This is a genomic window from Yoonia sp. KMU-150, from assembly GCF_056858355.1.
The window spans coordinates 210,130-232,980 of the sequence record NZ_JBXEQF010000001.1 but is presented as its reverse complement, the minus strand read 5'-3'; the positions used below and the strand labels follow the sequence as shown (position 1 = coordinate 232,980).

The following is a 22,851-nucleotide window of genomic DNA, read 5'->3' as shown; positions in this document are numbered from 1 at the left end:
TTTTTCGATTGACCAAACGGCGATAACATTGCGTCAAACAAGGGAGCCGATTGGTGAGCGTTCAGAAATTTCACATGCTGATAGACGGTGCCTGGGTCGACGCGGACGATGGCGGCCGGTTTGACAGCATCAACCCCGCGACAGGTGCGGTCTGGGCCACCGTGCCCGAGGCGACCGCCGCAGATGTGGATCGCGCGGTGCGCGCGGCGGATGCGGCGCTGGACGGCCCCTGGGGCGCGATGACGCCAACGGCGCGGGGCAAATGCCTGCGCAAACTAGGCGACTTGCTGGCGGCCCGTTCAGAAGTGATTGGCCGGGTAGAGACCACCGACACCGGCAAGATGTTCAAGGAGACAGCTTGGCAGGCGACCTATATCGCCGAATACCTGCATTTCTATGCGGGGGCCGCCGACAAGATCAACGGCGAGACGCTGCCCATCGACAAGCCGGATATGTTCGTCTTTACCCAGCGGGAACCTGTCGGCGTCGTGGCAGCGGTAATCCCGTGGAACAGCCAGATATTCCTGAGCGCGGTCAAGATCGGACCTGCACTGGCTGCCGGAAATACCATCGTTCTGAAAGCATCCGAACATGCCTCAGCACCCCTGCTGGAATTTGGCAAGCTGGTGGCAGAGGCGGGGATCCCCGATGGGGTGGTCAATATCGTGACCGGCCACGCAAACCCTTGTGGTGCGGCGCTGACGTCACATCCTCTGGTCGCAAAGATCGCCTTTACCGGCGGACCGGAAGCCGCGCGCCATATCGTGCGCAATGCAGCCGAAAACTTTGCCGAGGTTTCACTGGAACTTGGCGGCAAATCACCCTTTATCGTCTTTGACGATGCAGATCTCGAAAGTGCGGTGAACGGGTCGGTTGCCGGCATTTTTGGCGCGACGGGCCAAAGCTGCGTCGCCGGATCGCGCCTTTATCTGCACGAAGATATCGCCGATGCGTTTCTGGAGAAAATGGTCGCCACCGCCAAGGCCATCCGCATCGGCGACCCACAGGCCGACGAGACCGAGATGGGGCCGCTGTGCACCCAGGGCCAGATGGATCACATCACGGCTCAGGTCACGCTGGCACGCGAAGAAGGCGGTGCGTTGCTCACGGGGGGCCGCCGTGCCGATATCCAGGGGCTCTATTACGAACCGACGATCATCGCCTGTCCGCGTCAGGACATGACCATCGTGGACACAGAGCTTTTTGGCCCCGTTCTTGCCGTGCAGCGATTCAGGACCGAGGACGAGGCAATCGCTTTGGCCAACGATACCCGGCACGGTTTAGCCGCGGGGATATTCACCCGCGACAGCGCGCGGTCGCTGCGGATGTCCAGGCGCGTGAAAGCGGGAATCGTTTGGGTAAATACCTATCGTGCGATCAGCCCAATCGCGGCTTTCGGCGGTATGAAATCCAGTGGCTACGGCCGCGAGGCGGGTCTGCAAGCGGTGTACGACTACACCCGGCCCAAGACGGTCTGGATGAACCTGTCCGACGATCCGATCGCCAACCCCTTCAAACCGAGGTGACCCGATGAAATTCCATCTCGCGATCAATCTTGAACGCATGAACGCCGACACCAGTCTTGTCGCGGTGCGTGATCATACGCTCGAAATGGTCAGGATGGCCGACCGCGCTGGTTTCGAAATCGCCTGGGCCGCCGAGCATCACGCGCTTGAAATGACCATCGCGCCGAACCCGTTCCAGATCATGACCTGGTGGGCCGATCACACCGAAAACATCCGTCTCGGCTGCGGTGTCGCGAACGCCGCCTACTGGCATCCGATCAATCTGGCCGGAGAGGCCGCAATGGTCGATCTGTTGTCGGGCGGTCGACTAGAGCTTGGGCTGGGGTCAGGGGCCTATCAGCGCGAATTCGACAGGATGCATCCAGGTCTGGATCAGAAGGACAGCCACCGCTTCATGCAGGAAATGCTGCCGCTCGTACGCGAACTCTGGAAAGGTGACGTCGCACATGACGGCGAAAACTGGCAATTTCCCAAAGCGACCGCCTGTCCGAAACCGTTGCAGGACGAGGTGCCGATGTGGGTGGCGGCCCGCTCTCCGGCCACATTCGACTATGCCGTGGCGAACGGGTGCAACGTGATGTGCTGGCCGCTCACGATGCCCATGTCAGAGGCGGAGAAATACAAGTCCCAGCTGGATGACAGCATCGCCAAGGCCGGCGGCTGGAACGGCACCTTTGCCCTGATGCGTCACACCGCCGTCTATGACACCGCAGAGGATCGCGACAGCGTCATGACCGCGATCCGCAACGTCCTTGGCAAATTCGGCAACCTGATGATGAAAAAGGGCGATGTCATCAACGGATTTCCCGAAAACGTGCCGCTGGCGGAGTTGGAGGGCAACGTGAGGGTCGACCCGCAGATGCTGGAAGACAACCTTGCCTTCGGATCGCCCGAGACCGTGATCGCCAAGCTGAAAGCCTACGAGGCGCTGGGCGTCGACGCCTTTATCTACTACGCTTCGATGGGGCTTGATATGGATGTGCAGAAGCGATCCATGAACCTGTTCATAAATGAAGTCATGCCGGAGTTTGCCTGATGGCTGCTGAAATACGCCGCACGATCCTGAACATCCAGGACACCCATATCGAAGGCTGGAAAAAGGTCGATGTTCCGACCCGCCTCGTCGCTGCGATGGCGATCATCCGGAACCCGTGGTTCGGGCGCGGCCATGTGGAAAACCTGCGCCCCGAGATCCGCGACGTCGGTCCGGAACTTGGCGCATTGCTGACCGGCATGATCCTCGACGTCACCGGCGACAGGCTGGAGGGCTATGGCAAAGCCTCTGTCGTCGGCATGGGCGGAGAAATCGAGCACGCCCAGGCGCTGACGCACACGCTGTGGTTCGGCAACAAATACCGCGAGGCGGTCAATGCGCAATCCTATCTGGTTTTCGCGAACACCCGCGGGGCAGCAGGCTGTTCGCTCATGATTCCGCTGATGCACAAGGATGACGGCGGTCTGCGGTCACATTACCAGACGATCCATCTGTCCGTGCAGGACGCCCCTGCCGAGGACGAAATTATCGTGGCACTTGGCGCGTCGATTGGCGGACACCCCAACCACCGGATCGGAAACCGCTACGAAGACCTCAAGGAAATGGGGCATAACGTGGACAACCCTGCCGGTGTCTGAAACCGCGCCGGACGGCACCGCCTACGATCTGATTGGCCCGCAGAACGCACCCTGCGTCGTTCTGATTCACGGATTGGGACTGTCACGCCAGATATGGGACGACCATCTTCCCGCCTTCGCCGACTGGCGGGTACTGCGGTACGACCTTTATGGCCATGGCGACAGTGCTCCTGTGCCGGAAGCGGCGTCGCTGGCGCTGTTCGCCCGGCAGTGCGTGGACCTGCTCGACCACGTCGGCGTTGCACGGGCGCATGTCGTCGGGTTTTCCATAGGTGGTATGATCAATCGGCGTATCGCGCTTGATTTTCCGCAGCGCGTTGCGTCGCTTGCGATCCTGAACGCGCCGCATGACCGCGGACTGGACGCGCAAGCACAGGTCGAAGCGCGGGCGATGGCGGTGCGCAATCAGGGGGCCTTCTCCACCTTCGACGCGGCACTGCAACGCTGGTTCACGCCCGGGTATCTGGCGCAGGGGGCGGGGATCGCACAGGTGCGAAAATGGCGAGGGCAGGTCGACGCGGAAAGCTATGCGCAGACCGCGTGGGTTCTGGCGAACGGCGTCGTCGAACTCACCGGCCGCGATGGCCAGATCGCGATGCCCACGCTGGTGATGACCTGTGCAAACGACAGCGGTTCTACCCCGGAGATGAGCCATGCGATCGCCGCCGAAATCCCGAGAGCCAGAACAATCATCCTGCCTGATCTGCAGCATCTGGGGCTGATGGAAGACCCAAGCGCATTCACCGCAGCGATCACGCAATTTTTGGAGGAGGTCGGCCGATGATGACACAGATGAGTGGCGGGCAGGCTGCGATTGCCGCGTTGCGCGCCGAAAAGACCAGCCATGTCTTTGGCCTGATCGGATCGGCCACGATGGAAATGTTCGATGCGCTGTATGACGCCGACGACATCACCTTTATCGGTGTGCACGACGAACGGACCGGCACGCATATGGCCGATGGGTTCGCCCGCGCGTCCGGCAGGGCCGGCGTCATTCTCGCCGGTCAGAACGGACCGGGTGCGACAAATCTCGTCACCGGTCTCAGTCAGGCGCGCGCCGCGTTTTCGCCGGTGGTATCCATCGCAGGGATGCTGGCGCAAGGGCATATCTATCGCGATGCGTTTCAGGAAGTGGATCAGCAATCGCTGTTCACGCCGGTCACGAAAAAGACCTGGACGGTGCCGTCGGCAGACCGTGTGCCCGAACTTTTCCGCGAGGCGTTTCGCACCGCCCTGTCGCCGCGCATGGGGCCGGTCCAGTTGAACCTGCCGCGCGATGTCCTGTCCGCGCAGGCCACGTTCCCCGCCATGCAGGACCCGGCGGGCTATCGCAATATGTCGGTCCCCGCAGGCCATCCCAACGATATTGCCCGGGCGGCGAAACTCCTGGCGGGCGCGGTGCAGCCTGTGATCATCGCCGGCGGCGGGATCAAGAATACGCGCGGGCATGATGCGGCGATCGGTCTGGCCGAGACACTGAATTGCCCCATCGTGACGTCACCGGGGCATGGCGATGCGATCCCCTTCGGGCATCCTCTGAACGCCGGGCAAATGGGGCCGCGTGGCAACGCTGTAGCGTCGCGGCTGGTGAAAGAGGCGGACGTCATACTCGCGCTCGGCACACGTCTGGGATTCAACGCGACATTCTACTCCTACGACAATATCAATCCCGAGGCGCAGATCATTCAGGTCGAACTGGAACCGACCGCGATCGGCCGCTTCTTTCCCGTGGCGCAAGGCATTTGGTCCGATGCCCCCACGACAGCCCGGCAAATCACCGACGCGCTGCAAGGACTTGCCGATCGGGCGCTGGCCGAAAGCTGGACCGCGGATTTCATGGCAGAGCGTGCGGCATTTCTGTTGCGACGTGACGCCGACACGATTGAAACCGACCCGACCCAACCTTCGGGTCTTTTCAAGGCGCTGCGCAGCGTCCTGCCGCAGGACGCAGCCGTCACGATGGATGCGGGCACCCTGTGTCTGCAGGCCACCGATGCGCTGAACTACTGGACGCCCGGCAGTCTTTTCACGCCGCTCGACTTTGGCCTTGTCGGATTCTCCTTTGCCTGCGGGCTGGGTGCGAAATGCGCACAACCCGACCGCCCGGTGGTCAGCCTGATGGGGGACGGCGGTTTCGGTATGACGGTCAGCGAACTGAGCACGGCAGTGGACCACGGTATCAACACCGTGACCGTCGTGATGAACAACCAGTGTTGGGGTGCCGAGAAAGCCTATCAGCGCGACTTCTTCAACGGGCGCTACATCGGGGCCGATGTCAGCAGCCCGCGCTTTGACGCCTTGGCAGAGCTTTACGGTGCAAAGGGGTATCGCGCCGATACGCTGTGCGATGTCGCCCCTGCGATCGAGGCGGCGCTGGCCTGTGGCAGACCTGCCGTTGTCGACGTCGCGGTCGACCCGGATGCGCTCTATTCATTCCGGCGCGACAGTTTCAAACACCGGGGCGGTTAAGATGATCACGCGCTACGCAATTTTCAGCGGCACGGTCAAAAAAGGGCAGGACGCGGCCATGCGCGCGTGGGTCACGCAACATCTGACGCCGCTCTGGCGCAAATTCGCCCGCGCAGAAGAGGTGCGTGTCTTCTACGGGGTCGCGCAAGACGAGGACGGCCCGACGATCCCGCTGATCCTCGCGATCACCTATGCCGACACCGAAGCGATGGAAGCGGGTGCGAACAGCCCCGCACGTCACGCCGCAAAAGCACTGTTGCCAGAGCTTTACGACCGGTTTTTCGACGAGGTCACGCTGTGGCACTACGTGATGGAGCGTGAACAGTTCTTCGACTAGTAAACCCACACCCGGACGGGCAGCCAGCGCCGCCACCGGTTCAAACGGATCGCAGTGGTGCGAAACAACAAGTGCTATTGGGGGAAATGGTGCCGCTGATAGGACTCGAACCTACGACCCCATCATTACGAATGACGTGCTCTACCATCTGAGCTACAGCGGCGTACCGGTGGTCTGTTAGCACCGGGTTCCGACTTGGAAAAGACCTATTTTTCCGCGACCGTTTCGGGTTCGGCATCCGACGCTTCACCCTCGACGATGTCCGCATCCGGCTCTTGGTCTTCCACGGGCTTGCTTTCGATCTGTCCGACGATCAGCGGCAGCATCTCTGTTCCGGCCGGCATCGCGACATCTGTATCGACAGGGCGCGTCCAAGCCAGCGTGTCGAACGACGCGCAGTTCGAACAGACAGGACCCCAGGTGCCGTGAATGTGCTGGCAGTTGCTGCACACCCACTGCGGACCGCGCGGTGCCGTCAGCGCGCGCGTCAGCCAACCGCGAACCACCGCATCGTCCGCGCCTTCGCCGCGTTCGACGGCAGCCATGATCGTGAGGCTGCGCGCGGTCGGATCCGTCGCCACCAGTTCGGTGATATCGCGACGGGCCTGCGGGAAATCCTCGGCTGCGATGTGCAGTTCGGCCAGCAGCATCTTTGTTTCGGGGTGATCGGGGTTGAGTTTGGTCAGTGCACGGAACCGTTTCAGGCGCGCATCGGGCGTCTCGTCAGGCTCGATCTCGGCAAAGACCGCGGCCAGATCGGGGTGCGGCTGCGCGCTCCACGCCTTGGTCAGGACACGCGCCGCATAGCGGCTGTTGCCCGCGTCGACATAGCCGCGCGCCGCCGTCGTCGCTGCCGGGATCAGGTCGGGTGACAGGCGGTTCGCTTCGATCGCGGCCTCGCGCGCCTCGATCGAGTTTCCTGCCTCGGCGACGGCACGGGCCTCTGACAGGGCCAGCACCGCGTCGCGCCGCTTGTGAACATCGCGGGGCAAGGCGCCCGATTTCAGCTTGGCGTTCAGTGTCGTCCGGGCGCCGGCCCAGTCCTGTTTTTCAGCCTGCAGGCGAAGCAGCACATCCTGCGTATCTTCGTGTTTCGGCCGCAAGGCGAACGCCTTTTCAGCCAGTTTCAGGGCGGTCTCGGTGTCACCCTCGTCCAGTTTCTGCTTCATGATCCCGCGGACACCGACAAACCGTGTCTTGTCGTCCTGCAGCAGGCGCTTGTAGCTTTCCTCCGCCTTCTTGCGGTCTCCCGTCAGTTCTGCGGCCTGAGCAGTCAGCAGGGTCGTCAGCTGTGGCTGATCAAGATACTTGTCAGCGCGTGCGGCCTTGGTCATCGCCAGGTGCCCCTCGCCCGAGGCAAGGGCCACCATCCCCTCCGACAGCGCCTCATACCCCTTGCGCTCGCGATTGCGGTCGAAGTACCGGGAAATCGCGGTCTCGTCTCCGTTCAGGAAATGATAGGTGGCGACAAGAAATTTCAGAAGTTTGAGTGCAAGCCAGACCAGCACCACCAGTGCGACCAGCGCAAACACCAGTTCAAGGATCGACAGCGAAAGCTCGATCCCGCCGACAGAGATGACCGCGCCGCCATCGACGGAAAGCAGCTGCGTCGCCCCGAAGGTCAGCGCGGTGATTGCGGCCACAAAGGCCAGTATTTTGATCAGAGACCAGAGCATCACGTCCGCCTTCAGTTATCGTTAATGGATTGGGAAAGTGTTTCGACGGCGTCTAGCGCGGATTTGCGTGTTTCGGCCCGGGCACGCCAATCGGACAACGTGCCGCGCACGACCTCCGGCAAGGCGTCGACTTCGGTCAGTGTCGTATCCAGATCGCCGTTGCGCAATGCGGCCTCGGCGCGCGACAGAACGGCGTCGACGCCGCTACCCTCCTGGGGCGTCACGGATCGCACGTTAAGCTGGCTGCGCAGAAAACCTGTCAGGCCACCGGGCTCCCCTTCGTCCGTCCCTTCCGTTCTGGCCGTGGCCAGAGCCTGCCGTGCCGCAGCGGGAAAATCTGCCTGCAACTGACCTAAAGTCGGCACGCCATCGGCGGCCTCAGATAGACCGGCAGGGATCGGCACATCCACGGCATCCTCAAGATCGGGTAGAACCTCGGCAAAAGGTGCACCGTCGGACAGGGCTGCCTGCACGCGGGCGAGCGCCGCCCGCGCGGTCGCGGCGCGCGCATTGTCGATTGCGTTCTGTTCGATAGCCGCGGCCTCATCGCGCGTGGCCTGCAACGCAGCGGCGGCATCCGCAGCCATTTGCTCCGTCTGTGCGCGCAACTCGTCCAGATCACGCTGAAATGCGGCGACCGCGCTGGCCTGCAGCGTTCCATCGGCGCTTGGCTGCTTTTCGACAGCTTCGAGCCTTTCATCGAGATCGCTGATCCGCGTGTCGAGGGCGGAAAATTCCGACGTCGTCGTTTCAGACAGCGCGGTAATCTGATCGCTGAGCGGGGTCATGTCGGGTATCTCTACGGGTTCGGCAATCGCGGCCTGAATCTCTGCGATATCACTGGCCTGATTTGCCACCTGCTGTTCGAGCGGCACGTCGATCACGGGGCGCTGCAGATAGGCGACACCGTAACCGATACCACCGGCGATCAGGCCACCGAGGATCATCGGCAAGAGCACGTTGTTTTCACGGCTCGTGTCGGCGTAAACGGGCGCAGGGGCGGGTTCGGTTACAACCGTCGTATCTGGCTCTGGCTTTGCGTCCTCCGCCCGGTCGGGTTCGGCAACAGGTTCGTTGTCTTTGTCTGCCGTGACATCCTCTGCGACAGGGTCGGGAGTGGTGACCGCGTCGTTGCCGTCGCTTGTCTCGTCTTTTGGGAGCGTTTCTGAGGTGACAGGGGATGAGGTCGCGTCGTCGGTCACCTCGGTCTGGCTCTTCTTCGTGCGTTTCGCCAAGTTCTCACCCTTCCTTCACTTCCGCGCAGCCTTCCGACTGGCCTGCCTGCCACCGTAGCCCGCCACGGCGGCACCCTCAAGCCGCGGCGTTACTGTTTCAACGCGTCATAGGCACGACCGGTTGCATCGGCCATCCCCTCCAGATCCGGCGTCGCCGATATCGTGACGCTGGCCACGCCCGTCACCGACAACACGTCCGCAACCTGCGCACTGATGGCGACGACATGAACTGCCATGTTTTCGGTCAACGCCTGTGCCAGAATAAGTGCGGTCCGCGGCGAAAATAACGGGGCAATCACAGGAGCATTTCCCCGCAGTGCCGCCTCTGCCTGCGAGGTCAGCGGTAACGGCACCTGATCATAAGCGACGAGCGTCTGGCAATCCCGACCAAGCGCTGCACTGAAGTCCACGCGCCTGTGACGGCCAGCCACGTGCAACAGCGGGCCGCTTGGCGCCTCGCGCTGCAGTAATGCCAGAAGCGTCGCAGCATCACCCGACGCCGCGCGGGTAACAAAACCTGCAGCCTGCGCCGCCAGGGCGGTCCGCGTCCCGACGCACCACGCCGTCGCCTCCCGCGAAACACCGATCCGGTCGATCTGCGCCACACCGTTGATAGACGTAAAGATGATATGGGCCGGGTCGTGGTCCAAAGGCGCGAAGGCACATGGGACGATGTCCAATAGCGGCGACAGGATGACCTTTACCGGTCCCGAAACCGCAGCTCGCATTCGCACCACCGTCTCGGGAGCAGAAGCGGTCGGGCGCGTCACAAGTAGTATCGGTGTCACCGGACCCTCCGCTTTGATCCGGGAGATACGCACCCGGCATTGTTTGACGCAACGGTGAATGTTACCTGCGAACTATCGACTTGCAACAGGCACACCCATGCGCGCGCTGACCCTTCTTGGCATCGAAAGCAGCTGTGACGACACAGCCGCCGCCGTCGTGCGTGGCCGGAACATATTATCGTCGGTCGTTTTCGGACAAACACAACTGCACGCCGAATTTGGCGGCGTCGTTCCCGAAATTGCCGCGCGCGCACACGCAGAAAAGCTCGATTTCATTATAGAACAGGCTCTGTCACAGGCGAAAACGCCGCTTTCCGCGATCGACGGTATTGCCGTCACGGCAGGACCGGGGCTGATCGGCGGCGTCCTGTCCGGGGTCATGTGTGCCAAGGGGCTGGCCGCTGCGACCGGGCTGCCGCTGATCGGGGTCAATCATCTTGCCGGGCACGCGCTGACGCCGCGTCTGACCGACGATGTGGCATACCCCTATCTGACGTTGCTGGTGTCCGGCGGTCATTGCCAGTTCCTCGTCGTAAAGGATGTCGATGATTTCGTGCGCCTGGGCGGTACCATCGACGACGCCCCCGGCGAAGCGTTCGACAAGACGGCCCGCATTCTCGGTCTCCCGCAACCCGGTGGGCCAGCGATCGAAAGTGCCGCCGCAGCAGGCGATTCCACGCGCTTTCCTTTGCCGCGACCGCTGCTCAGTCAACCGGGCTGCGATATGTCGTTTTCGGGGCTGAAGACTGCAATGCTGCGCGCGCGTGACGGGGTGATCGCGGAAAAGGGCGGTCTATCACCGCAGGATCAGGCCGATCTGGCAGCGGGGTTTCAGTCGGCCGTTGCCGATATTCTCGCCGAAAAGTCACGCCGCGCCATCGACACCTATCTTGCGCTCCGCCCAGCCGTTCCGGTATTGGCTGTCGCTGGCGGTGTGGCTGCAAACCTCACAATCCGCAGCGCGATTTCGCGGGTTTGCGCCAATTTAGAGACTGAATTCGTGGCACCGCCACTGGCGTTGTGTACGGACAACGCCGCAATGATCGCCTATGTGGGTATTGAGCGCATGGCGCGCGGCCTGATCGACGATCTTACCCTGTCTGCCCGTCCACGCTGGCCTCTCGATAGTCAGGCCACGCCAATGCTGGGTCACGGCAAGAAGGGAGCAAAGGCATGAGGATCGGGGTCATCGGTGCGGGTGCCTTCGGCACGGCGCTCGCCTGCGCCTGGGCGAAGGCGGGGCGCGACGTAACCCTTTGGGCGCGCGATGCAGTCGCACTCGACGCCATGGCACAAACGCGGCAAACCCTCCGATTGCCCGGGATCACCTTTCCTGCGAAACTTGCGTTTTCGCCTGTGCTAGAGACACTTTTTGCCTGCGATATCTTGATACTCGCAATCCCTGCGCAGACGGTGCGGGCATTCGTCAGCACCCATGCGACGGCCCTATCCGACCATACCGTCATCGCGGCCTGCAAGGGGATCGATGTGACGTCCATGACAGGGCCGGTAAGTACCATCCGGCATGCCCTGCCCCGTTGCACAGCCGGAATTCTGACCGGGCCAAGTTTTGCGATTGATATCGCAAAAGGGTTACCGACTGCGGTGACCCTCGCCGTGACCGACCGCGCCGAGGACCTGCAGAAGGCTCTGGCCACTCAGGTGCTGCGCATCTACTGGACCGACGATACCATCGGTGCCGAACTGGGCGGTGCGCTCAAGAACGTGATGGCGATCGCCTGCGGTGTGTCCATGGGTGCGGGACTTGGAGAAAGCGCCCGCGCCGCACTCATGACGCGCGGCTTTGCCGAGATGCAGCGGCTCGCCGCCCGGCTGGGGGCAGAGGAAACGACATTGGCTGGCCTCTCCGGCTTTGGCGATCTGGCGTTGACCTGCACATCGGAAGGGTCAAGAAACTACCGTCTGGGCCAATCCATCGGCGCGGCCACGGCGTTCGACCCGAAAACCACCGTCGAAGGTGCGGCGACGGCCAAAGCCGTGCGTGCGCTTGCCGCCAAGCTGGACATCGACATGCCGATCTGCACAGTCGTTGCCGACCTGATCGAGACAAAAATCAGCGTGGCGGACGCGCTCGACGCGCTTTTGTCGCGCCCATTAAAGGAAGAATGACATGCGAATTGCCCTGATCACGCGCGACAAAGACGGCGCACTGCAAACACGCCTCGATAACCGCGATGCGCATTTGGCCTATATCAGGGAAACCGGTGTCGTCGAAATGGCCGGCCCGTTTCTGGACGAGGATGGAACGATGTGCGGCTCTCTCATCATCCTTGATGTTGCAGATATGGCTGCCGCCCGGACGTGGGCAGACAACGATCCCTATCAAAAGGCAGGTCTCTTTCAGTCGGTGACGTTGCAAGCCTGGAAAAAGGTGATCGGCTGATGGCCTACTGGTTGTTCAAATCCGAACCCGACGTCTTTGGCTGGGACGATCTGGTGGCCAAGGGTAAAGCTGGAGAAGAGTGGGATGGTGTGCGCAATTATCAGGCGCGCAATCACATGCGCGACATGACCGTCGGCGATCTTGGGTTCTACTATCACTCACGCAGCGGTCTCGAAATCGTCGGCATCGCAGAGGTCTGCGCCGCCGCACACCCCGACAGCACGACCGATGACGACCGCTGGGAGTGCGTGGATATCAGGGCCGTGCGCCCCTTCGAAAAGCCGGTCTCGCTTGACCAGATCAAGAACACGGCGTCCCTGAGCGGCATGGTGCTCGTCAAGAACTCCCGTCTGTCGGTTCAGCCCGTGACCCAGGACGAATGGGAAACGATCTGCAGGATGGGCGACACAAAGCCCTAGGAAAAGCGGGCGTTTCTGGTCCAGACTGATCTTACCAGACCGCAGGAACACAAAACCACGGGAGAGCCCAATGGGATTTTTATCGGTTATCGTCGCGGCCATCGCGACATTCGCTTTTGGCGCCGGGTACTACATGGCCCTCGCCAAGCCCTGGATGGCAGTCGCGGACATTAAGGTCGGTCCGGACGGACAGCCTGAAAACAGCAGCGATCCTATGCCGTATATCGTGTCCTTTATCATGATCGTGCTGGTCGCCGGCATGATGCGCCACACGTTTGCCCTATCGGGAATCGACACCGTTGGCAAAGGGCTGGTTTCAGGCCTCGGCGTCGGCGCATTCTTCATCAGCCCGTGGATTTTCATCAATACCGGCTATTCCAATCGCCCGTGGATGCTCGCGCTGATCGACAGTGGCTATGCGACACTCGGTTGCGGAATCATGGGGCTGGTGCTGGCACTGTTCGCCTGAACGCAAAACGCCCGCCGGAGTGGCGGGCGTTTGATGGGTGCGGAGAAAATCAACCGTAAACGGCTTCTTTCCCGAAATGCTTGGTCAGCATGTAGTAGATCACGGCGCGATACTTGTTGCGCTCTGACTTGCCATAGGTCTCGATTACGGAGTGAATCGCCGTCATCAGTTCGGGGCTGTCGGGCAGGCCCAGCTTTTTCATCAAGAAGTTCTTCTTGACGGTTTCAAGCTCGGATTCCTGACTACCGGCCACCGTCTGCGCGTCGGCATTATAAATCGCGGGACCGCAACCGATGGTGACTTTGGTCAGCAGATCCATGTCAGGCTGCATCCCGCATTTGTTCTTCAGATCATCTGCGTATTTCGCGATCCAGTCGTCTCTTTTTCCCATGTCGTCGTCCCCAGTTCTTTTTGCATTTGGCCGCAGTCAGGCCGGTTTTGGCGCGGCACGTGTGCAGCGTTGGCCGGATGGTAAGGTCTGTCGGCGCGATTGGTAAAGAAAAATCACGGGGAAAAGGCGGCGTTCCGCCTCACACGCGCGCAGGTCTACCCATCGCGCTCAGGTTCTTCGGGGTTGCTTGAGAAAAGAGCGATCTTGTTGCCCTGCGGATCGCGAAGATACGCGACAAAGAATCGAGGTCCATAGGCGGCGCGAAATCCCGGCTGACCCTCGTCTGTCCCGCCTGCAAGAAGCGCGGCGGCATGGAGTTCACGAACCTGTTGCTGGCCGGACAATTCGAACGCGACCATGGTGCCGTTGCCAGCAGAGGCAGGATGTCCATCGAATGTCGGTTTGACGTAGAAATCCGGCAGGATCGGCGATTGGCCTGTAGCAACCGGCAGGGCGTAGCTGAGCCCCTCGGCCCCTTCTTGTACACCGTACCCGAGCGCCGGAAGAAACGCGTCGTAGAAGCGTTTCGCAGCGGAAATATCGTCCGCTCCAACTGTGATATATCCGATCATCTGATCCGCAACACCTTCCATCATGGGTTTCCGACGCAAGGCTACGGCAAGCGCCCGGCGGCGACCAGAACCTAAACCTGTGTAATCCGTTGTCCCGGCAGGGCTACGACCGCATTTGCGGATCGTGCCAAAGCCCGCAATCTACCGGCAAAGCCCCCAGCCAGTCGACTGCAGATGAAAATGATCCGCGTGCAAGGTATTGTAGTCGGGCGAAAGCGTCACGCGAAACCAATCGCAGGACGTATCGCGCGCGGCGCGCAGGAACGCGGACCCGCTGTCCCCTGCACCCCAGTCATGCAGCAAACGCAGACGTGTGCCATCAGCAAAGCGAAAGCCCGCAATGTCGATGGCATTTGCTGTCGCATGGGTGCTCCATCTGCCGGAGTTGCCGGACGACGTGCGCATCTGTCGGCAGTTATAGCTGCCGATGTGGTCGATCCGGGTCAGATCGGTACCAAGCAAGGCACGGGCTGCCGGTTGTAGGCCATGCCGCTCCCACATCGCCATTCGCAACGCGATGCCACAGGTCGTTTCGACATCGGCAATGTCGCTTCGGCCCACACGATGTACCTCGACCCGGTCGCGGATATGACAATTCTCCCCCGCCTCGAAATCGGTGCGCGGTGTTACCCCGCCATCGAGTGCCGCGACACAGGCATCCAGCGAGCGCGTTGCGTTCGCCAGCTTCCACGATGTCAGGGGCGACAGCTCGTGCGACACATGCAACGGCACCGTCGGGTTCCATTCCCGCGGCAATGGGCTGTCCTCGACCAGTACCAATGCGGCCCCGATGATCGTGCCCATCACCAGCAAAGACAAAAACACCGCCCCGACAATACTGCCGCGGCGGTGCTTTTTCTTTGGTTCGTCGTCGGGTTTCAACCCAGCCCCGCCTAGTAGCGGTAGTGCTCAGGCTTGAACGGTCCCTCCGGCGTGACACCGATATAAGATGCCTGCTCACTGCTCAGTTGCGACAGCTTCACGCCGATGCGGTCCAGATGCAGACGCGCGACCTTTTCATCCAGATGCTTGGGCAGGATATATACGCCCGGCTTATACTCGTCGCCCTTGGTGAACAATTCGATCTGCGCCAGCACCTGGTTGGTGAAGGATGCCGACATCACGAACGACGGGTGGCCGGTGGCGTTGCCAAGGTTCAGCAGGCGGCCCTCGGACAGCAAGATCAAGCGGTTGCCGTTCGGCATCTCGATCATGTCGACCTGTTCCTTGATGTTGGTCCACTTATGGTTCTTGAGGGACGCCACCTGAATTTCGTTGTCGAAATGGCCGATATTGCCGACGATGGCCATGTCCTTCATCTCGCGCATATGCTCGATGCGGATCACGTCCTTGTTGCCGGTCGTGGTCACGAAGATATCCGCCGTGGCGACCACGTCTTCCAGCGTCGTGACCTGAAAGCCGTCCATCGCCGCCTGCAATGCGCAAATCGGGTCGACCTCGGTCACAATCACGCGGGCGCCGGCCCCCTTCAGCGACGCGGCAGAGCCCTTGCCCACATCGCCGTAACCCATCACCACAGCAACCTTGCCGGCCATCATCGTATCGGTCGCACGGCGGATACCATCAACCAGCGATTCCTTGCAGCCGTATTTGTTGTCGAACTTCGATTTCGTCACAGAATCGTTCACGTTGATCGCAGGGAACGGCAGCTGACCTTCGCGCTGCAGCTCGTACAGGCGGTGCACGCCCGTGGTCGTTTCCTCGGACACGCCCAGGATCGCGTCGCGTGTTTTTGCAAACCAGTCGGGGCTTTCCGCCATCCGCTTCTGAATCTGCTTCTTGATGACTTCCTCTTCTTCGGAGGTCGGCACCGCCAGCACATCCTCGCCCGCTTCCATGCGCGCACCCAGCAGGATGTAGAGCGTCGCATCGCCGCCGTCGTCGAGGATCATGTTGCAGCCTTCGGGGAAGGCGAAGGACTTGTCGAGGTAATCCCAGTGCTCTTCAAGGCTTTGCCCTTTGATCGCAAAAACGGGAACGCCCGCCTCGGCAATCGCCGCCGCCGCGTGGTCCTGCGTGGAAAAGATGTTGCACGACGCCCAGCGCACATCGGCACCCAGTTCGACAAGCGTCTCGATCAACACGGCGGTCTGGATCGTCATGTGCAGGGATCCGACGATCCGCGCGCCCTTCAGCGGTTGGCTTTCACCGTATTCCTCGCGCAACGCCATCAGTCCGGGCATTTCGGTTTCAGCGATATCCAGTTCTTTGCGGCCAAAGCCTGCAAGCGCGATATCCTTAACGACGTAGTCCTTTGCCATGCTCTCGCATCCTCATATCAACAGTTGTCGCGCGTCTATCACCACAGCTGCTTGTCGACAATGTGGCAGGTTGCGGCATAAATGGCGGCGCAAGACAATGAGGCGCGTATGAAACAGCCAAGGGCATGGCAAAGGATGCTTTCGGGTCGCAGGCTCGACCTGCTCGACCCGACGCCGATGGACATCGAGATTTCCGACATTGCCCATGGTCTGGCCTTTGTCGCCCGCTGGAATGGTCAGACGAAGGGGGAATTCGCCTATTCGGTCGCAGAGCACTCCATTCTGGTGGCCGACATATTTGCGCTGCAAAACCCGAAGGCACCGGTGAAATGGCGATTGGCCGCTCTCCTGCATGACGCGCCGGAGTATGTCATCGGCGACATGATCAGCCCGGTGAAGGCCGCCGTGGGTCCCGGTTACGGGGCGCTTGACGAAAGGTTGACAGCGGCGATCCACATACGTTTCGGTCTGCCCGCCCAACTTCCCGTAACGATCAAAAGGCAGATCAAGAAAGCCGACAAACTTTCGGCCTGGCTCGAGGCGACGCAGATCGCGGGATTCCTCTCGTCCGAGGCCGACCGCTTTTTCGGTAAACAGGACCCGGACGTCACAAAGCGGTTCAAAATCAGGTTGCGTCCTCCGGTCGAAACGCGCAACGCATTCACCCAACGCCATGCCGAGTTGATGGAGCAACTATGACCCTGACCGTCCGCCGCACCAAAGTCGCCGACCTGCCTGCGCTCGCCGATCTTTTCAATCACACGGTGCGGATGGGCGGCACGACCGCCCATGAGGAAGAATGGTCAGTGGAGGAGTTCACCGCACATTACTATGACGATCCGGTCATGGTGCATACAGTGCTGAACGACGACCGCCCCATCGGTCTGCAAGCGGTTTTTGAAAAGGGCGAGGGTCTGTCCATCGGCAGCTTCACCGACCAGCGCAATCCGGTACGCGGTGCCGGGCGTATGATGTTCAATGCGACCCGCAGGGCCGCAGCGGCTGCCGGATACCGCTGGATCGACGCCAAGATCAGGGCCGACAATGTGCCCGGGCTGGCGTACTACTCCAAGATGGGCTTTGAGGATTTTAAGGTCGACGAAGGTGTCCCGCTGGCGGATGGGACACCTGTCGACCGGATCACCAAGCGTATGGTGCTGTAGTTACCACAGGCTGCCGGCGTTGCGCATCGCCCGCCGGTGGCGCTCCAGCTCCTCGCGCTGCAGCTGTCGCCCGGTCTTGCGGGCATCGTCGTCTTTCCAATGGCGGGGTGCGTCCCATTCTGTCCTTGTCGCGGTGCGGAACATGGCGTTGAATACTGAAAGCATGGCTAAAGTCCTTCTCTGACTTGTTTGATGTGATGTATTGTGAATAAGAGTATTTTGCCTCTAACGCTAATCAGGAAGAATTCTAAAATGTTAGTTTTGCTTTCATATGGACTGGCGTGATGTTCCATCACTCCCGGCGCTGCGCGCGTTCGAAGCTGCGGCCCGTGCCGGATCGTTCAGCGCCGCCGCGCGGGAACTGAACGTGACCCATGCGGCCGTCGCACAGCATGTTCGCACGCTGGAAACCCATTTCGGCGTGTCCCTGCTACGCCGCGCTGGCAAGGGTATGGCGCTGACCGACGCAGGCGCGCGCCTTGCGTCAGATTTGTCCGACGGCTTCGCGCAGATCGTGCGGGGTGTGCAGGCGCTGGCGCAGGACGTGACTGACAGCCCGTTGAAGCTGACCGTCACGCCGACGTTCGCCGACAACTGGCTAATGCCGCGGCTTTCCGATTTCTGGGAAAAGCATCCGGAGATTACCGTGACGATGACGCCGGAGAACACCGTTACCGATCTCAAGCGCGATGGCTATGACATGGCGATCCGCTACGGCATGGGCACCTGGCCCGGGCTGACGTCAACGTTTCTGGTTTCAGCAGATTATGTAATCGTCAGCGCACCCGCCTTGCTGGGTGAGCGCAAGGCGCGCAGTTTCGCCGACTTTCAGGATATCCCTTGGGTTTTTGAAAAGATGCACCGCGAACATCGCAAGTGGGCGATTGAAAACGGTCTCGATCTGGCTTGCTGCCAACTCAAGGAACTGGCGACGCTGAACATGGTGCTTGCGGCCGTGCGGGCCGGCGCCGCGATGTCGGTCGTGTCACGCGCGCTGGTCCTCGACGATCTGGCGACAGGCCGTCTCGTCGCGGTGACGGAAGAAAAACGCGAGGGCCTCGGCTATTATATTGCGACGCTGCCGGGGGTCCTGAGCCCGAAGGTCAAGACATTCCGGTCTTGGCTGCTCAGGCAGCCCTAACGCGGGCTGCGCTTGGCCAGGATACGCTGCAACGTCCGACGATGCATGCTCAACCGCCGCGCCGTTTCGGACACGTTGCGATCACACATTTCATAGACGCGCTGGATATGTTCCCACCGGACCCGGTCCGCACTCATGGGGTTTTCGGGCGGCGGCGGCAGTGCCTCATCGCGGCACAGCAGTGCGTTGGTCACATCGGTCGCGTCGGCGGGCTTAGCCAGATAATCTGTGGCACCGATCTTGACGGCGGCCACGGCGGTTGCGATCGCCCCGTAACCGGTCAAAACGACGATGCGGCTTTCGGGCCTGCGCGCGCGCAGCGTTTCCACCACATCGAGCCCGTTACCGTCCTTCAAACGCAGATCGACCACCGCGTAGGCTGGCGGACGGGCTGTCGCGATGGCATTGCCGCCCGCAACGGAATCTGCGGTTTCGACCGAAAATCCCCGCTTTTCCATCGCCTTGGCAAGGCGTTTCAGAAAGGCTTCGTCATCATCGACCAACAGCAGGCTGGGGTCTTCGCCAAGGTCGAGTGGGTCAGTCATTGCGCGGCATCCTTTGCCAATGGTCCTGCCCAAAAGCTAGGCCTGATAACGACCCCGTCAACTCAGGCCGCGGCAGCGTAACAGGCGATGGTTTCCGCGATATCCTCGGGCGCGGCGTCCTGTCGAAAGAACTCCACAAAACCGACATCCGGCAACGTCAGATAGCTGAAGGTCGTATGATCCATCAAGTAGTACTCGGGATCGTCGTCAGCCTTCTGGTAAAATGTCTTGTAGGCCCGCGATGCCGCCGCCACCTGGTCTTCACTCCCGGTCAACCCGATCATTCGGTCATGAAAGTTATCGGTAAAGCCCCGAACGACTTCGGGCGTGTCACGGGCGGGGTCGATTGAAATGAAAACCGGCGTGACCGCCACACCCTGCTCATCCAAGATATCGACCGCCTGCGCATTGCGCATCACGTCGAGCGGGCAGACATCGGGGCAGAATGTATAGCCAAAGTAGATCAGCGCGGGTTCGGTAATGACGTCCGCGTCGGTGACGGTGCGGCCCGTCTCGTCCACCAGCGTGAACGGTCCGCCGATGTCGCCGCCGGCCACGCTGCTCGTCGCGCAATCAGCGAAAGCGGTCCGCGCGCCCAACTGCGTGACCAGCAGCGTCGCACCCAGCCCGGCCAGAACGACGCCCGCGGCACCGATGGCAATGAAACGTGACATATTGAAGCTCCCTTATCCTGCGCGTTGCATCATTCATGTGTGCCACTTTATCAATGGTTCACTGTGCCGCAGGCCAATCAAACCAGCGTGACCCGCATGAGCGTGACAGACGATCAGCTTTTCGACGAGTACGAACCCAGCAACTGGGTCCGTTTGCGCACCCTGGTCCGCCTGCGTTGGTATGCCATCGCGGGCCAGACCTTCGCGACGCTAGTGGCATTGTACGTCTATCAGCTGCAGTTGCAGACCGGATATATCGCCGTGACCATCGGTGCCTCCGTCCTGGCCAACGTGGTATTCGCATTTCTGTATGCCGAAAGCCGCCGGATGTCGGAGCGCGAGGCGTTTCTAGTCTTCGCCTTCGACATCGCCCAGCTTGGCCTGCTGCTGTTTTTGAGCGGCGGCCTGAACAACCCCTTCGCGATGCTGCTGCTCGCCCCGGTCACCATCGCGGCAGCCGTGCTTCACCTGCGCAGCACGATCATCCTCGGCTCTCTTGCCATTGTCCTGATCACGGTGTTGAGCCGGTATCATATCCCGCTATTGACGGCAGAGGGTGATCCACTGACCCTGCCCCGCCTGTTCCAGTTCGGATTCTGGATCGCGCTGACGATCGGCATGGTGTTTCTGGCAATCTACGCGCGCCAGGTCACGATCGAGATGCACACGATGAGCGAGGCGCTGCTGGCGACGCAACTGGCCCTGTCGCGCGCACAGAAGCTGACGGATCTGGGCGGCGTCGTCGCGGCGGCGGCGCATGAGCTGGGGACGCCGCTGGCGACAATCAAACTGGTCAGTGCCGAACTGGCCGAGGAGCTGCGCGACCTGCCCGACGCCCAGGACGATATAAAGCTGATCCGGCAAGAGGCCGACCGGTGCCGCGATATCCTTCAATCAATGGGGCGTGCGGGCAAGGACGATCTGCACCTGCGCAATGCGCCGCTTGAAACGGTCGTGCGTGAGGCGGCAGAGCCGCATATGGACCGCGGCAAACTGGTACTGATCGACGTCGCCGCCGAGGATGATCGACCACTCACACAGCCGGTGATTCCGCGTCGCCCGGAAACGGTCCACGGCTTGCGCAATCTGATCCAAAACGCTGTCGACTTTGCCGATGAGCGCGTGGAAATCGACGTGATCTGGTCCGACAGCCACATCACGGTCCGGATCGCCGATGATGGCGGCGGATTTCCTCCTTCGGTGCTGGGCCGTATCGGGGAACCGCTGGGCCGTCAGCGCCGGAGCCAGGATGGCCAGCGCAGGCCGGGATATCGCGGCATGGGCCTGGGTCTGTTCATCGCAAAGACCCTGTTGGAACGGACCGGTGCCGTGCTGCACTTCAACAATGCGCGGACCGCAGGACAGGCGACGGGAGCCGTCGTGGCGGTCAGCTGGGCACGGACACCGGCCGACCACGCAACGACAGGTCAGGTCGCACCACTGGGCGACAATCAACCTTTCGTCTAATTCTGAGTTCAACCACACGTTTACCGTGCATTAACTTTCTCTTCCCATATTCGAGTCGAATTGGGAGGGTGCGTTGGGCTCGTTGACATTCTTGGATCTGATGATGCTGGCCGCCTTGGCCGCGCTGGGTGCGGGGCTGATCACCTTTGCGGTGATCGCCACCACGACACGCAAACAGCACATCTCGCAGCAGCCCGCGGATGGCATTTCCTTCCTTCTCAGGGACGGGCAACTGGTCGACGCGACCGCCCGCGCCCAGGATATGATCGCAGGACGCCCATCCCGCATGACGGATATCGCCGCCATACAACGCGCTTTGGGCGGGCAGTTCCCCGACCTGGACCATACACTTCTGACGACCCCGCCCGATACCGTGCTTACACTCGATACGGCAGGTGCCAGTGACGACACCCTGACCCTTTCGGGGCAAGGCGACGCAATAAGGGTGACATTGCATCAGACACCTCATGCGCCGCGCGCATCCGTCGATACCGGCACCAGGTCAGAGCTTGCATTTCTGCGACGTTTGGCAGAAGCAGCGCCGCTCCAGATTTGGCAACAGAACTCCCAAGGGCATCTGCAATGGGCAAACGGGGCCTATCTTGCAACCTCGGACCAGCTGCATGCTGTTGCCGGCGCAGAAGGCCAGACATGGCCGGATCGCCCCCTGTTTGACGATTTGCACCTCGATGTGCCGCCCGATAACCCAATTGTCCGGCGCAGGGCGCTGAAATTGCCCTCCCAGACCGCAGAAAGCTGGTTCGACGTGACGTCGCTCCGCGATGGCGACAGCACGATCCACTTTGCAATCAGCGCCGACAGCACGGTCGTGATGGAACAGGCCAAGCGTACGTTGCTGCAGACCTTCGGCAAAACCTTTGCCAGCCTGTCGACAGGACTCGCGATCTTCAACGAAAAGCGCCAGCTGACGATCTTCAACCCCGCGCTGATGGACCTGACCGGCATGACCGTCGACTTTCTTTCCGGGCGACCGACAATCGATATGTTTCTCGATATGCTGCGGGAAGAACGGCTTTTGCCCGAACCGAAAAACTATGCCTCCTGGCGCGAACAGTTTTCCGCGCTTGAGGATGCGGCGCTGCGCGGCATTTACAGCGAAATCTGGAATCTGCCCGATGGGCTGACCTATCGCGTGACCGGCAAGCCGCAGGGCGACGGCGCGTTCGCCTTTTTCTTCGAGGATATCAGTGCAGAGGTCTCTTTGACCCGCCGGTTCCGGTCGGAAATCGAAACCGGTCAAGCCGTGCTGGATACCCTGCCGGATGCAATCGCCGTTTTTTCCGCAACCGGTGCGCTTGTGATGTCCAATGCCGCCTATGACGATCTGTGGGACATGCAGCAGTTCGGCTTGATGGGACGGCAGGACATTCGCGCCGAGGCTGCCGTTTGGCAGAAGAAGTGCGCCGCAGCGCCGACCTGGGACGCGCTGCGTGACTACATCGGTCAGCCTGGTGATCGCACGGACTGGCAGGCTGTCGCCGTTCTCGACGATGGCCGACGGCTGGGTTGTGCCGCGCGCCCTGTCGCCGGGGGCAAGACGTTGGTCACGTTCAGCACCGCCAGACAAAGCAGCCCGCGCATCCAGATGCTGACACGCGAGGACCCGGCCCTGATGGTCGGCAAGCGATAGGGGCTTGCAG

The 22,851-nt window shown here is 61.3% G+C and carries 26 protein-coding genes and 1 tRNA gene; 16 read left to right on the top strand and 11 right to left on the bottom strand.

Annotation, left to right across the window (positions count from 1 at the left end; translation table 11 throughout):
• Nucleotides 1-74 precede the first annotated feature (74 nt).
• The 6 genes from AC04PH_RS01140 to AC04PH_RS01115 are packed head-to-tail and all read left to right on the top strand — an operon-like array spanning nucleotide 75 to nucleotide 5,964.
• Complete coding sequence (locus tag AC04PH_RS01140; RefSeq protein WP_483066124.1) at nucleotides 75-1,526, top strand: aldehyde dehydrogenase; 1,452 nt, start codon at nucleotides 75-77, stop codon at nucleotides 1,524-1,526.
• 4 nt (nucleotides 1,527-1,530) lie between these two features.
• Nucleotides 1,531-2,562: an LLM class flavin-dependent oxidoreductase gene (locus tag AC04PH_RS01135; protein WP_483063904.1), complete on the top strand. Its 1,032-nt coding sequence runs from the start codon at nucleotides 1,531-1,533 to the stop codon at nucleotides 2,560-2,562.
• Nucleotides 2,562-3,158: an amino acid synthesis family protein gene (locus AC04PH_RS01130; RefSeq protein WP_483063903.1), complete on the top strand. Its 597-nt coding sequence runs from the start codon at nucleotides 2,562-2,564 to the stop codon at nucleotides 3,156-3,158. The genes AC04PH_RS01135 and AC04PH_RS01130 overlap by 1 nt, the downstream gene beginning before the upstream one ends.
• Nucleotides 3,151-3,942 carry an alpha/beta fold hydrolase gene (locus AC04PH_RS01125; protein WP_483063902.1) on the top strand — a complete coding sequence of 264 codons (792 nt, stop codon included), beginning with the start codon at nucleotides 3,151-3,153 and terminating at the stop codon, nucleotides 3,940-3,942. Before AC04PH_RS01130 ends, AC04PH_RS01125 begins: the two co-directional genes overlap by 8 nt.
• Nucleotides 3,942-5,627 (top strand): thiamine pyrophosphate-binding protein, encoded by a 1,686-nt coding sequence (locus AC04PH_RS01120; protein ID WP_483063901.1) that lies wholly within the window; start codon nucleotides 3,942-3,944, stop codon nucleotides 5,625-5,627. The genes AC04PH_RS01125 and AC04PH_RS01120 overlap by 1 nt, the downstream gene beginning before the upstream one ends.
• A 1-nt stretch (nucleotide 5,628) precedes the next feature.
• On the top strand, nucleotides 5,629-5,964 hold the full coding sequence (locus AC04PH_RS01115; RefSeq protein ID WP_483063900.1) for a hypothetical protein: 336 nt from the start codon (nucleotides 5,629-5,631) through the stop codon (nucleotides 5,962-5,964).
• An 87-nt stretch (nucleotides 5,965-6,051) separates the two neighbouring features.
• On the opposite strand, the gene AC04PH_RS01110 is transcribed toward AC04PH_RS01115, so the two are convergent.
• The 4 genes from AC04PH_RS01110 to AC04PH_RS01095 all read right to left on the bottom strand — a co-directional run bounded on the left by AC04PH_RS01110 (nucleotide 6,052) and on the right by AC04PH_RS01095 (nucleotide 9,645).
• Nucleotides 6,052-6,127, bottom strand: a tRNA-Thr gene (locus tag AC04PH_RS01110).
• 43 nt (nucleotides 6,128-6,170) lie between these two features.
• A complete protein-coding gene (locus tag AC04PH_RS01105; RefSeq protein ID WP_483063899.1) occupies nucleotides 6,171-7,640 on the bottom strand; it encodes a heme biosynthesis HemY N-terminal domain-containing protein in 1,470 nt (489 codons plus the stop codon).
• An 11-nt stretch (nucleotides 7,641-7,651) separates the two neighbouring features.
• A complete protein-coding gene (locus AC04PH_RS01100; protein ID WP_483063898.1) occupies nucleotides 7,652-8,875 on the bottom strand; it encodes a COG4223 family protein in 1,224 nt (407 codons plus the stop codon).
• Nucleotides 8,876-8,964: 89 nt separating this feature from the next.
• Entirely contained in the window at nucleotides 8,965-9,645 is a 681-nt protein-coding gene (locus AC04PH_RS01095; RefSeq protein WP_483063897.1) for a uroporphyrinogen-III synthase, read from the bottom strand.
• A gap of 115 nt (nucleotides 9,646-9,760) precedes the next feature.
• Between AC04PH_RS01095 and tsaD the strand changes: the two genes are divergently transcribed.
• The 5 genes from tsaD (at nucleotide 9,761) to AC04PH_RS01070 (ending at nucleotide 12,955) form a co-directional block, all read left to right on the top strand.
• Entirely contained in the window at nucleotides 9,761-10,840 is a 1,080-nt protein-coding gene (tsaD, locus tag AC04PH_RS01090) for a tRNA (adenosine(37)-N6)-threonylcarbamoyltransferase complex transferase subunit TsaD (protein WP_483063896.1), read from the top strand.
• Nucleotides 10,837-11,793 carry an NAD(P)H-dependent glycerol-3-phosphate dehydrogenase gene (locus tag AC04PH_RS01085; protein WP_483063895.1) on the top strand — a complete coding sequence of 319 codons (957 nt, stop codon included), beginning with the start codon at nucleotides 10,837-10,839 and terminating at the stop codon, nucleotides 11,791-11,793. The genes tsaD and AC04PH_RS01085 overlap by 4 nt, the downstream gene beginning before the upstream one ends.
• A 1-nt stretch (nucleotide 11,794) precedes the next feature.
• Nucleotides 11,795-12,067, top strand: a complete 273-nt coding sequence (locus AC04PH_RS01080; RefSeq protein ID WP_483063894.1) for a YciI family protein — start codon at nucleotides 11,795-11,797, stop codon at nucleotides 12,065-12,067.
• Nucleotides 12,067-12,486 carry an EVE domain-containing protein gene (locus tag AC04PH_RS01075; RefSeq protein ID WP_483063893.1) on the top strand — a complete coding sequence of 140 codons (420 nt, stop codon included), beginning with the start codon at nucleotides 12,067-12,069 and terminating at the stop codon, nucleotides 12,484-12,486. Before AC04PH_RS01080 ends, AC04PH_RS01075 begins: the two co-directional genes overlap by 1 nt.
• Before the next feature lie 70 nt (nucleotides 12,487-12,556).
• Complete coding sequence (locus tag AC04PH_RS01070; protein WP_483063892.1) at nucleotides 12,557-12,955, top strand: DUF1761 domain-containing protein; 399 nt, start codon at nucleotides 12,557-12,559, stop codon at nucleotides 12,953-12,955.
• A 49-nt stretch (nucleotides 12,956-13,004) separates the two neighbouring features.
• Here the strand turns inward: AC04PH_RS01070 and AC04PH_RS01065 are convergent, their stop codons facing one another.
• The 4 genes from AC04PH_RS01065 to ahcY all read right to left on the bottom strand — a co-directional run bounded on the left by AC04PH_RS01065 (nucleotide 13,005) and on the right by ahcY (nucleotide 16,200).
• Nucleotides 13,005-13,346, bottom strand: coding sequence for a DUF2853 family protein (locus AC04PH_RS01065; protein ID WP_483063891.1), 342 nt, complete (start codon nucleotides 13,344-13,346; stop codon nucleotides 13,005-13,007).
• A 155-nt stretch (nucleotides 13,347-13,501) separates the two neighbouring features.
• On the bottom strand, nucleotides 13,502-13,918 hold the full coding sequence (locus AC04PH_RS01060; protein ID WP_483066123.1) for a VOC family protein: 417 nt from the start codon (nucleotides 13,916-13,918) through the stop codon (nucleotides 13,502-13,504).
• A gap of 141 nt (nucleotides 13,919-14,059) precedes the next feature.
• On the bottom strand, nucleotides 14,060-14,743 hold the full coding sequence (locus tag AC04PH_RS01055; protein WP_483066122.1) for an extensin-like domain-containing protein: 684 nt from the start codon (nucleotides 14,741-14,743) through the stop codon (nucleotides 14,060-14,062).
• A 68-nt stretch (nucleotides 14,744-14,811) separates the two neighbouring features.
• Nucleotides 14,812-16,200 (bottom strand): adenosylhomocysteinase, encoded by a 1,389-nt coding sequence (gene ahcY, locus AC04PH_RS01050; protein WP_483063890.1) that lies wholly within the window; start codon nucleotides 16,198-16,200, stop codon nucleotides 14,812-14,814.
• 108 nt (nucleotides 16,201-16,308) lie between these two features.
• Here ahcY and AC04PH_RS01045 point away from each other — a divergent pair, with 108 nt between their 5' ends.
• On the top strand, nucleotides 16,309-16,899 hold the full coding sequence (locus tag AC04PH_RS01045; protein WP_483063889.1) for an HD domain-containing protein: 591 nt from the start codon (nucleotides 16,309-16,311) through the stop codon (nucleotides 16,897-16,899).
• Nucleotides 16,896-17,363, top strand: a complete 468-nt coding sequence (locus AC04PH_RS01040; protein ID WP_483063888.1) for a GNAT family N-acetyltransferase — start codon at nucleotides 16,896-16,898, stop codon at nucleotides 17,361-17,363. The genes AC04PH_RS01045 and AC04PH_RS01040 overlap by 4 nt, the downstream gene beginning before the upstream one ends.
• Here AC04PH_RS01040 and AC04PH_RS01035 read toward each other — a convergent pair whose 3' ends face one another.
• Entirely contained in the window at nucleotides 17,364-17,528 is a 165-nt protein-coding gene (locus tag AC04PH_RS01035) for a hypothetical protein (RefSeq protein ID WP_483063887.1), read from the bottom strand. It lies immediately after the preceding gene.
• A 106-nt stretch (nucleotides 17,529-17,634) separates the two neighbouring features.
• Between AC04PH_RS01035 and AC04PH_RS01030 the strand changes: the two genes are divergently transcribed.
• Nucleotides 17,635-18,504: a LysR family transcriptional regulator gene (locus AC04PH_RS01030; protein WP_483063886.1), complete on the top strand. Its 870-nt coding sequence runs from the start codon at nucleotides 17,635-17,637 to the stop codon at nucleotides 18,502-18,504.
• Here the strand turns inward: AC04PH_RS01030 and AC04PH_RS01025 are convergent.
• Nucleotides 18,501-19,049 (bottom strand): ActR/PrrA/RegA family redox response regulator transcription factor, encoded by a 549-nt coding sequence (locus tag AC04PH_RS01025; protein ID WP_483063885.1) that lies wholly within the window; start codon nucleotides 19,047-19,049, stop codon nucleotides 18,501-18,503. The two genes, AC04PH_RS01030 and AC04PH_RS01025, sit on opposite strands and share 4 nt — an antisense overlap.
• Nucleotides 19,050-19,111: 62 nt before the next feature.
• Nucleotides 19,112-19,723 (bottom strand): SCO family protein, encoded by a 612-nt coding sequence (locus AC04PH_RS01020; protein ID WP_483063884.1) that lies wholly within the window; start codon nucleotides 19,721-19,723, stop codon nucleotides 19,112-19,114.
• Nucleotides 19,724-19,819: 96 nt separating this feature from the next.
• On the opposite strand from AC04PH_RS01020, the gene regB reads away from it, so the two are divergent.
• Nucleotides 19,820-21,190, top strand: coding sequence for a sensor histidine kinase RegB (gene regB / locus AC04PH_RS01015; protein ID WP_483063883.1), 1,371 nt, complete (start codon nucleotides 19,820-19,822; stop codon nucleotides 21,188-21,190).
• A gap of 82 nt (nucleotides 21,191-21,272) precedes the next feature.
• Nucleotides 21,273-22,841: a PAS-domain containing protein gene (locus tag AC04PH_RS01010; RefSeq protein ID WP_483063882.1), complete on the top strand. Its 1,569-nt coding sequence runs from the start codon at nucleotides 21,273-21,275 to the stop codon at nucleotides 22,839-22,841.
• Nucleotides 22,842-22,851 lie beyond the last annotated feature (10 nt).

Coding starts and splice junctions, on each gene's coding strand:
- AC04PH_RS01140 (WP_483066124.1), top strand. CDS start 75: ATGCTGATAGACGGTGCCTGGGTCGACGCGGACGATGGCGGCCGGTTT.
- AC04PH_RS01135 (WP_483063904.1), top strand. CDS start 1,531: ATGAAATTCCATCTCGCGATCAATCTTGAACGCATGAACGCCGACACC.
- AC04PH_RS01130 (WP_483063903.1), top strand. CDS start 2,562: ATGGCTGCTGAAATACGCCGCACGATCCTGAACATCCAGGACACCCAT.
- AC04PH_RS01120 (WP_483063901.1), top strand. CDS start 3,942: ATGACACAGATGAGTGGCGGGCAGGCTGCGATTGCCGCGTTGCGCGCC.
- AC04PH_RS01115 (WP_483063900.1), top strand. CDS start 5,629: ATGATCACGCGCTACGCAATTTTCAGCGGCACGGTCAAAAAAGGGCAG.
- AC04PH_RS01105 (WP_483063899.1), bottom strand. CDS start 7,640: ATGCTCTGGTCTCTGATCAAAATACTGGCCTTTGTGGCCGCAATCACC.
- tsaD (WP_483063896.1), top strand. CDS start 9,761: ATGCGCGCGCTGACCCTTCTTGGCATCGAAAGCAGCTGTGACGACACA.
- AC04PH_RS01085 (WP_483063895.1), top strand. CDS start 10,837: ATGAGGATCGGGGTCATCGGTGCGGGTGCCTTCGGCACGGCGCTCGCC.
- AC04PH_RS01080 (WP_483063894.1), top strand. CDS start 11,795: ATGCGAATTGCCCTGATCACGCGCGACAAAGACGGCGCACTGCAAACA.
- AC04PH_RS01075 (WP_483063893.1), top strand. CDS start 12,067: ATGGCCTACTGGTTGTTCAAATCCGAACCCGACGTCTTTGGCTGGGAC.
- AC04PH_RS01070 (WP_483063892.1), top strand. CDS start 12,557: ATGGGATTTTTATCGGTTATCGTCGCGGCCATCGCGACATTCGCTTTT.
- AC04PH_RS01065 (WP_483063891.1), bottom strand. CDS start 13,346: ATGGGAAAAAGAGACGACTGGATCGCGAAATACGCAGATGATCTGAAG.
- AC04PH_RS01060 (WP_483066123.1), bottom strand. CDS start 13,918: ATGATCGGATATATCACAGTTGGAGCGGACGATATTTCCGCTGCGAAA.
- ahcY (WP_483063890.1), bottom strand. CDS start 16,200: ATGGCAAAGGACTACGTCGTTAAGGATATCGCGCTTGCAGGCTTTGGC.
- AC04PH_RS01045 (WP_483063889.1), top strand. CDS start 16,309: ATGAAACAGCCAAGGGCATGGCAAAGGATGCTTTCGGGTCGCAGGCTC.
- AC04PH_RS01040 (WP_483063888.1), top strand. CDS start 16,896: ATGACCCTGACCGTCCGCCGCACCAAAGTCGCCGACCTGCCTGCGCTC.
- AC04PH_RS01035 (WP_483063887.1), bottom strand. CDS start 17,528: ATGCTTTCAGTATTCAACGCCATGTTCCGCACCGCGACAAGGACAGAA.
- AC04PH_RS01030 (WP_483063886.1), top strand. CDS start 17,635: ATGGACTGGCGTGATGTTCCATCACTCCCGGCGCTGCGCGCGTTCGAA.
- AC04PH_RS01025 (WP_483063885.1), bottom strand. CDS start 19,049: ATGACTGACCCACTCGACCTTGGCGAAGACCCCAGCCTGCTGTTGGTC.
- AC04PH_RS01020 (WP_483063884.1), bottom strand. CDS start 19,723: ATGTCACGTTTCATTGCCATCGGTGCCGCGGGCGTCGTTCTGGCCGGG.
- regB (WP_483063883.1), top strand. CDS start 19,820: ATGAGCGTGACAGACGATCAGCTTTTCGACGAGTACGAACCCAGCAAC.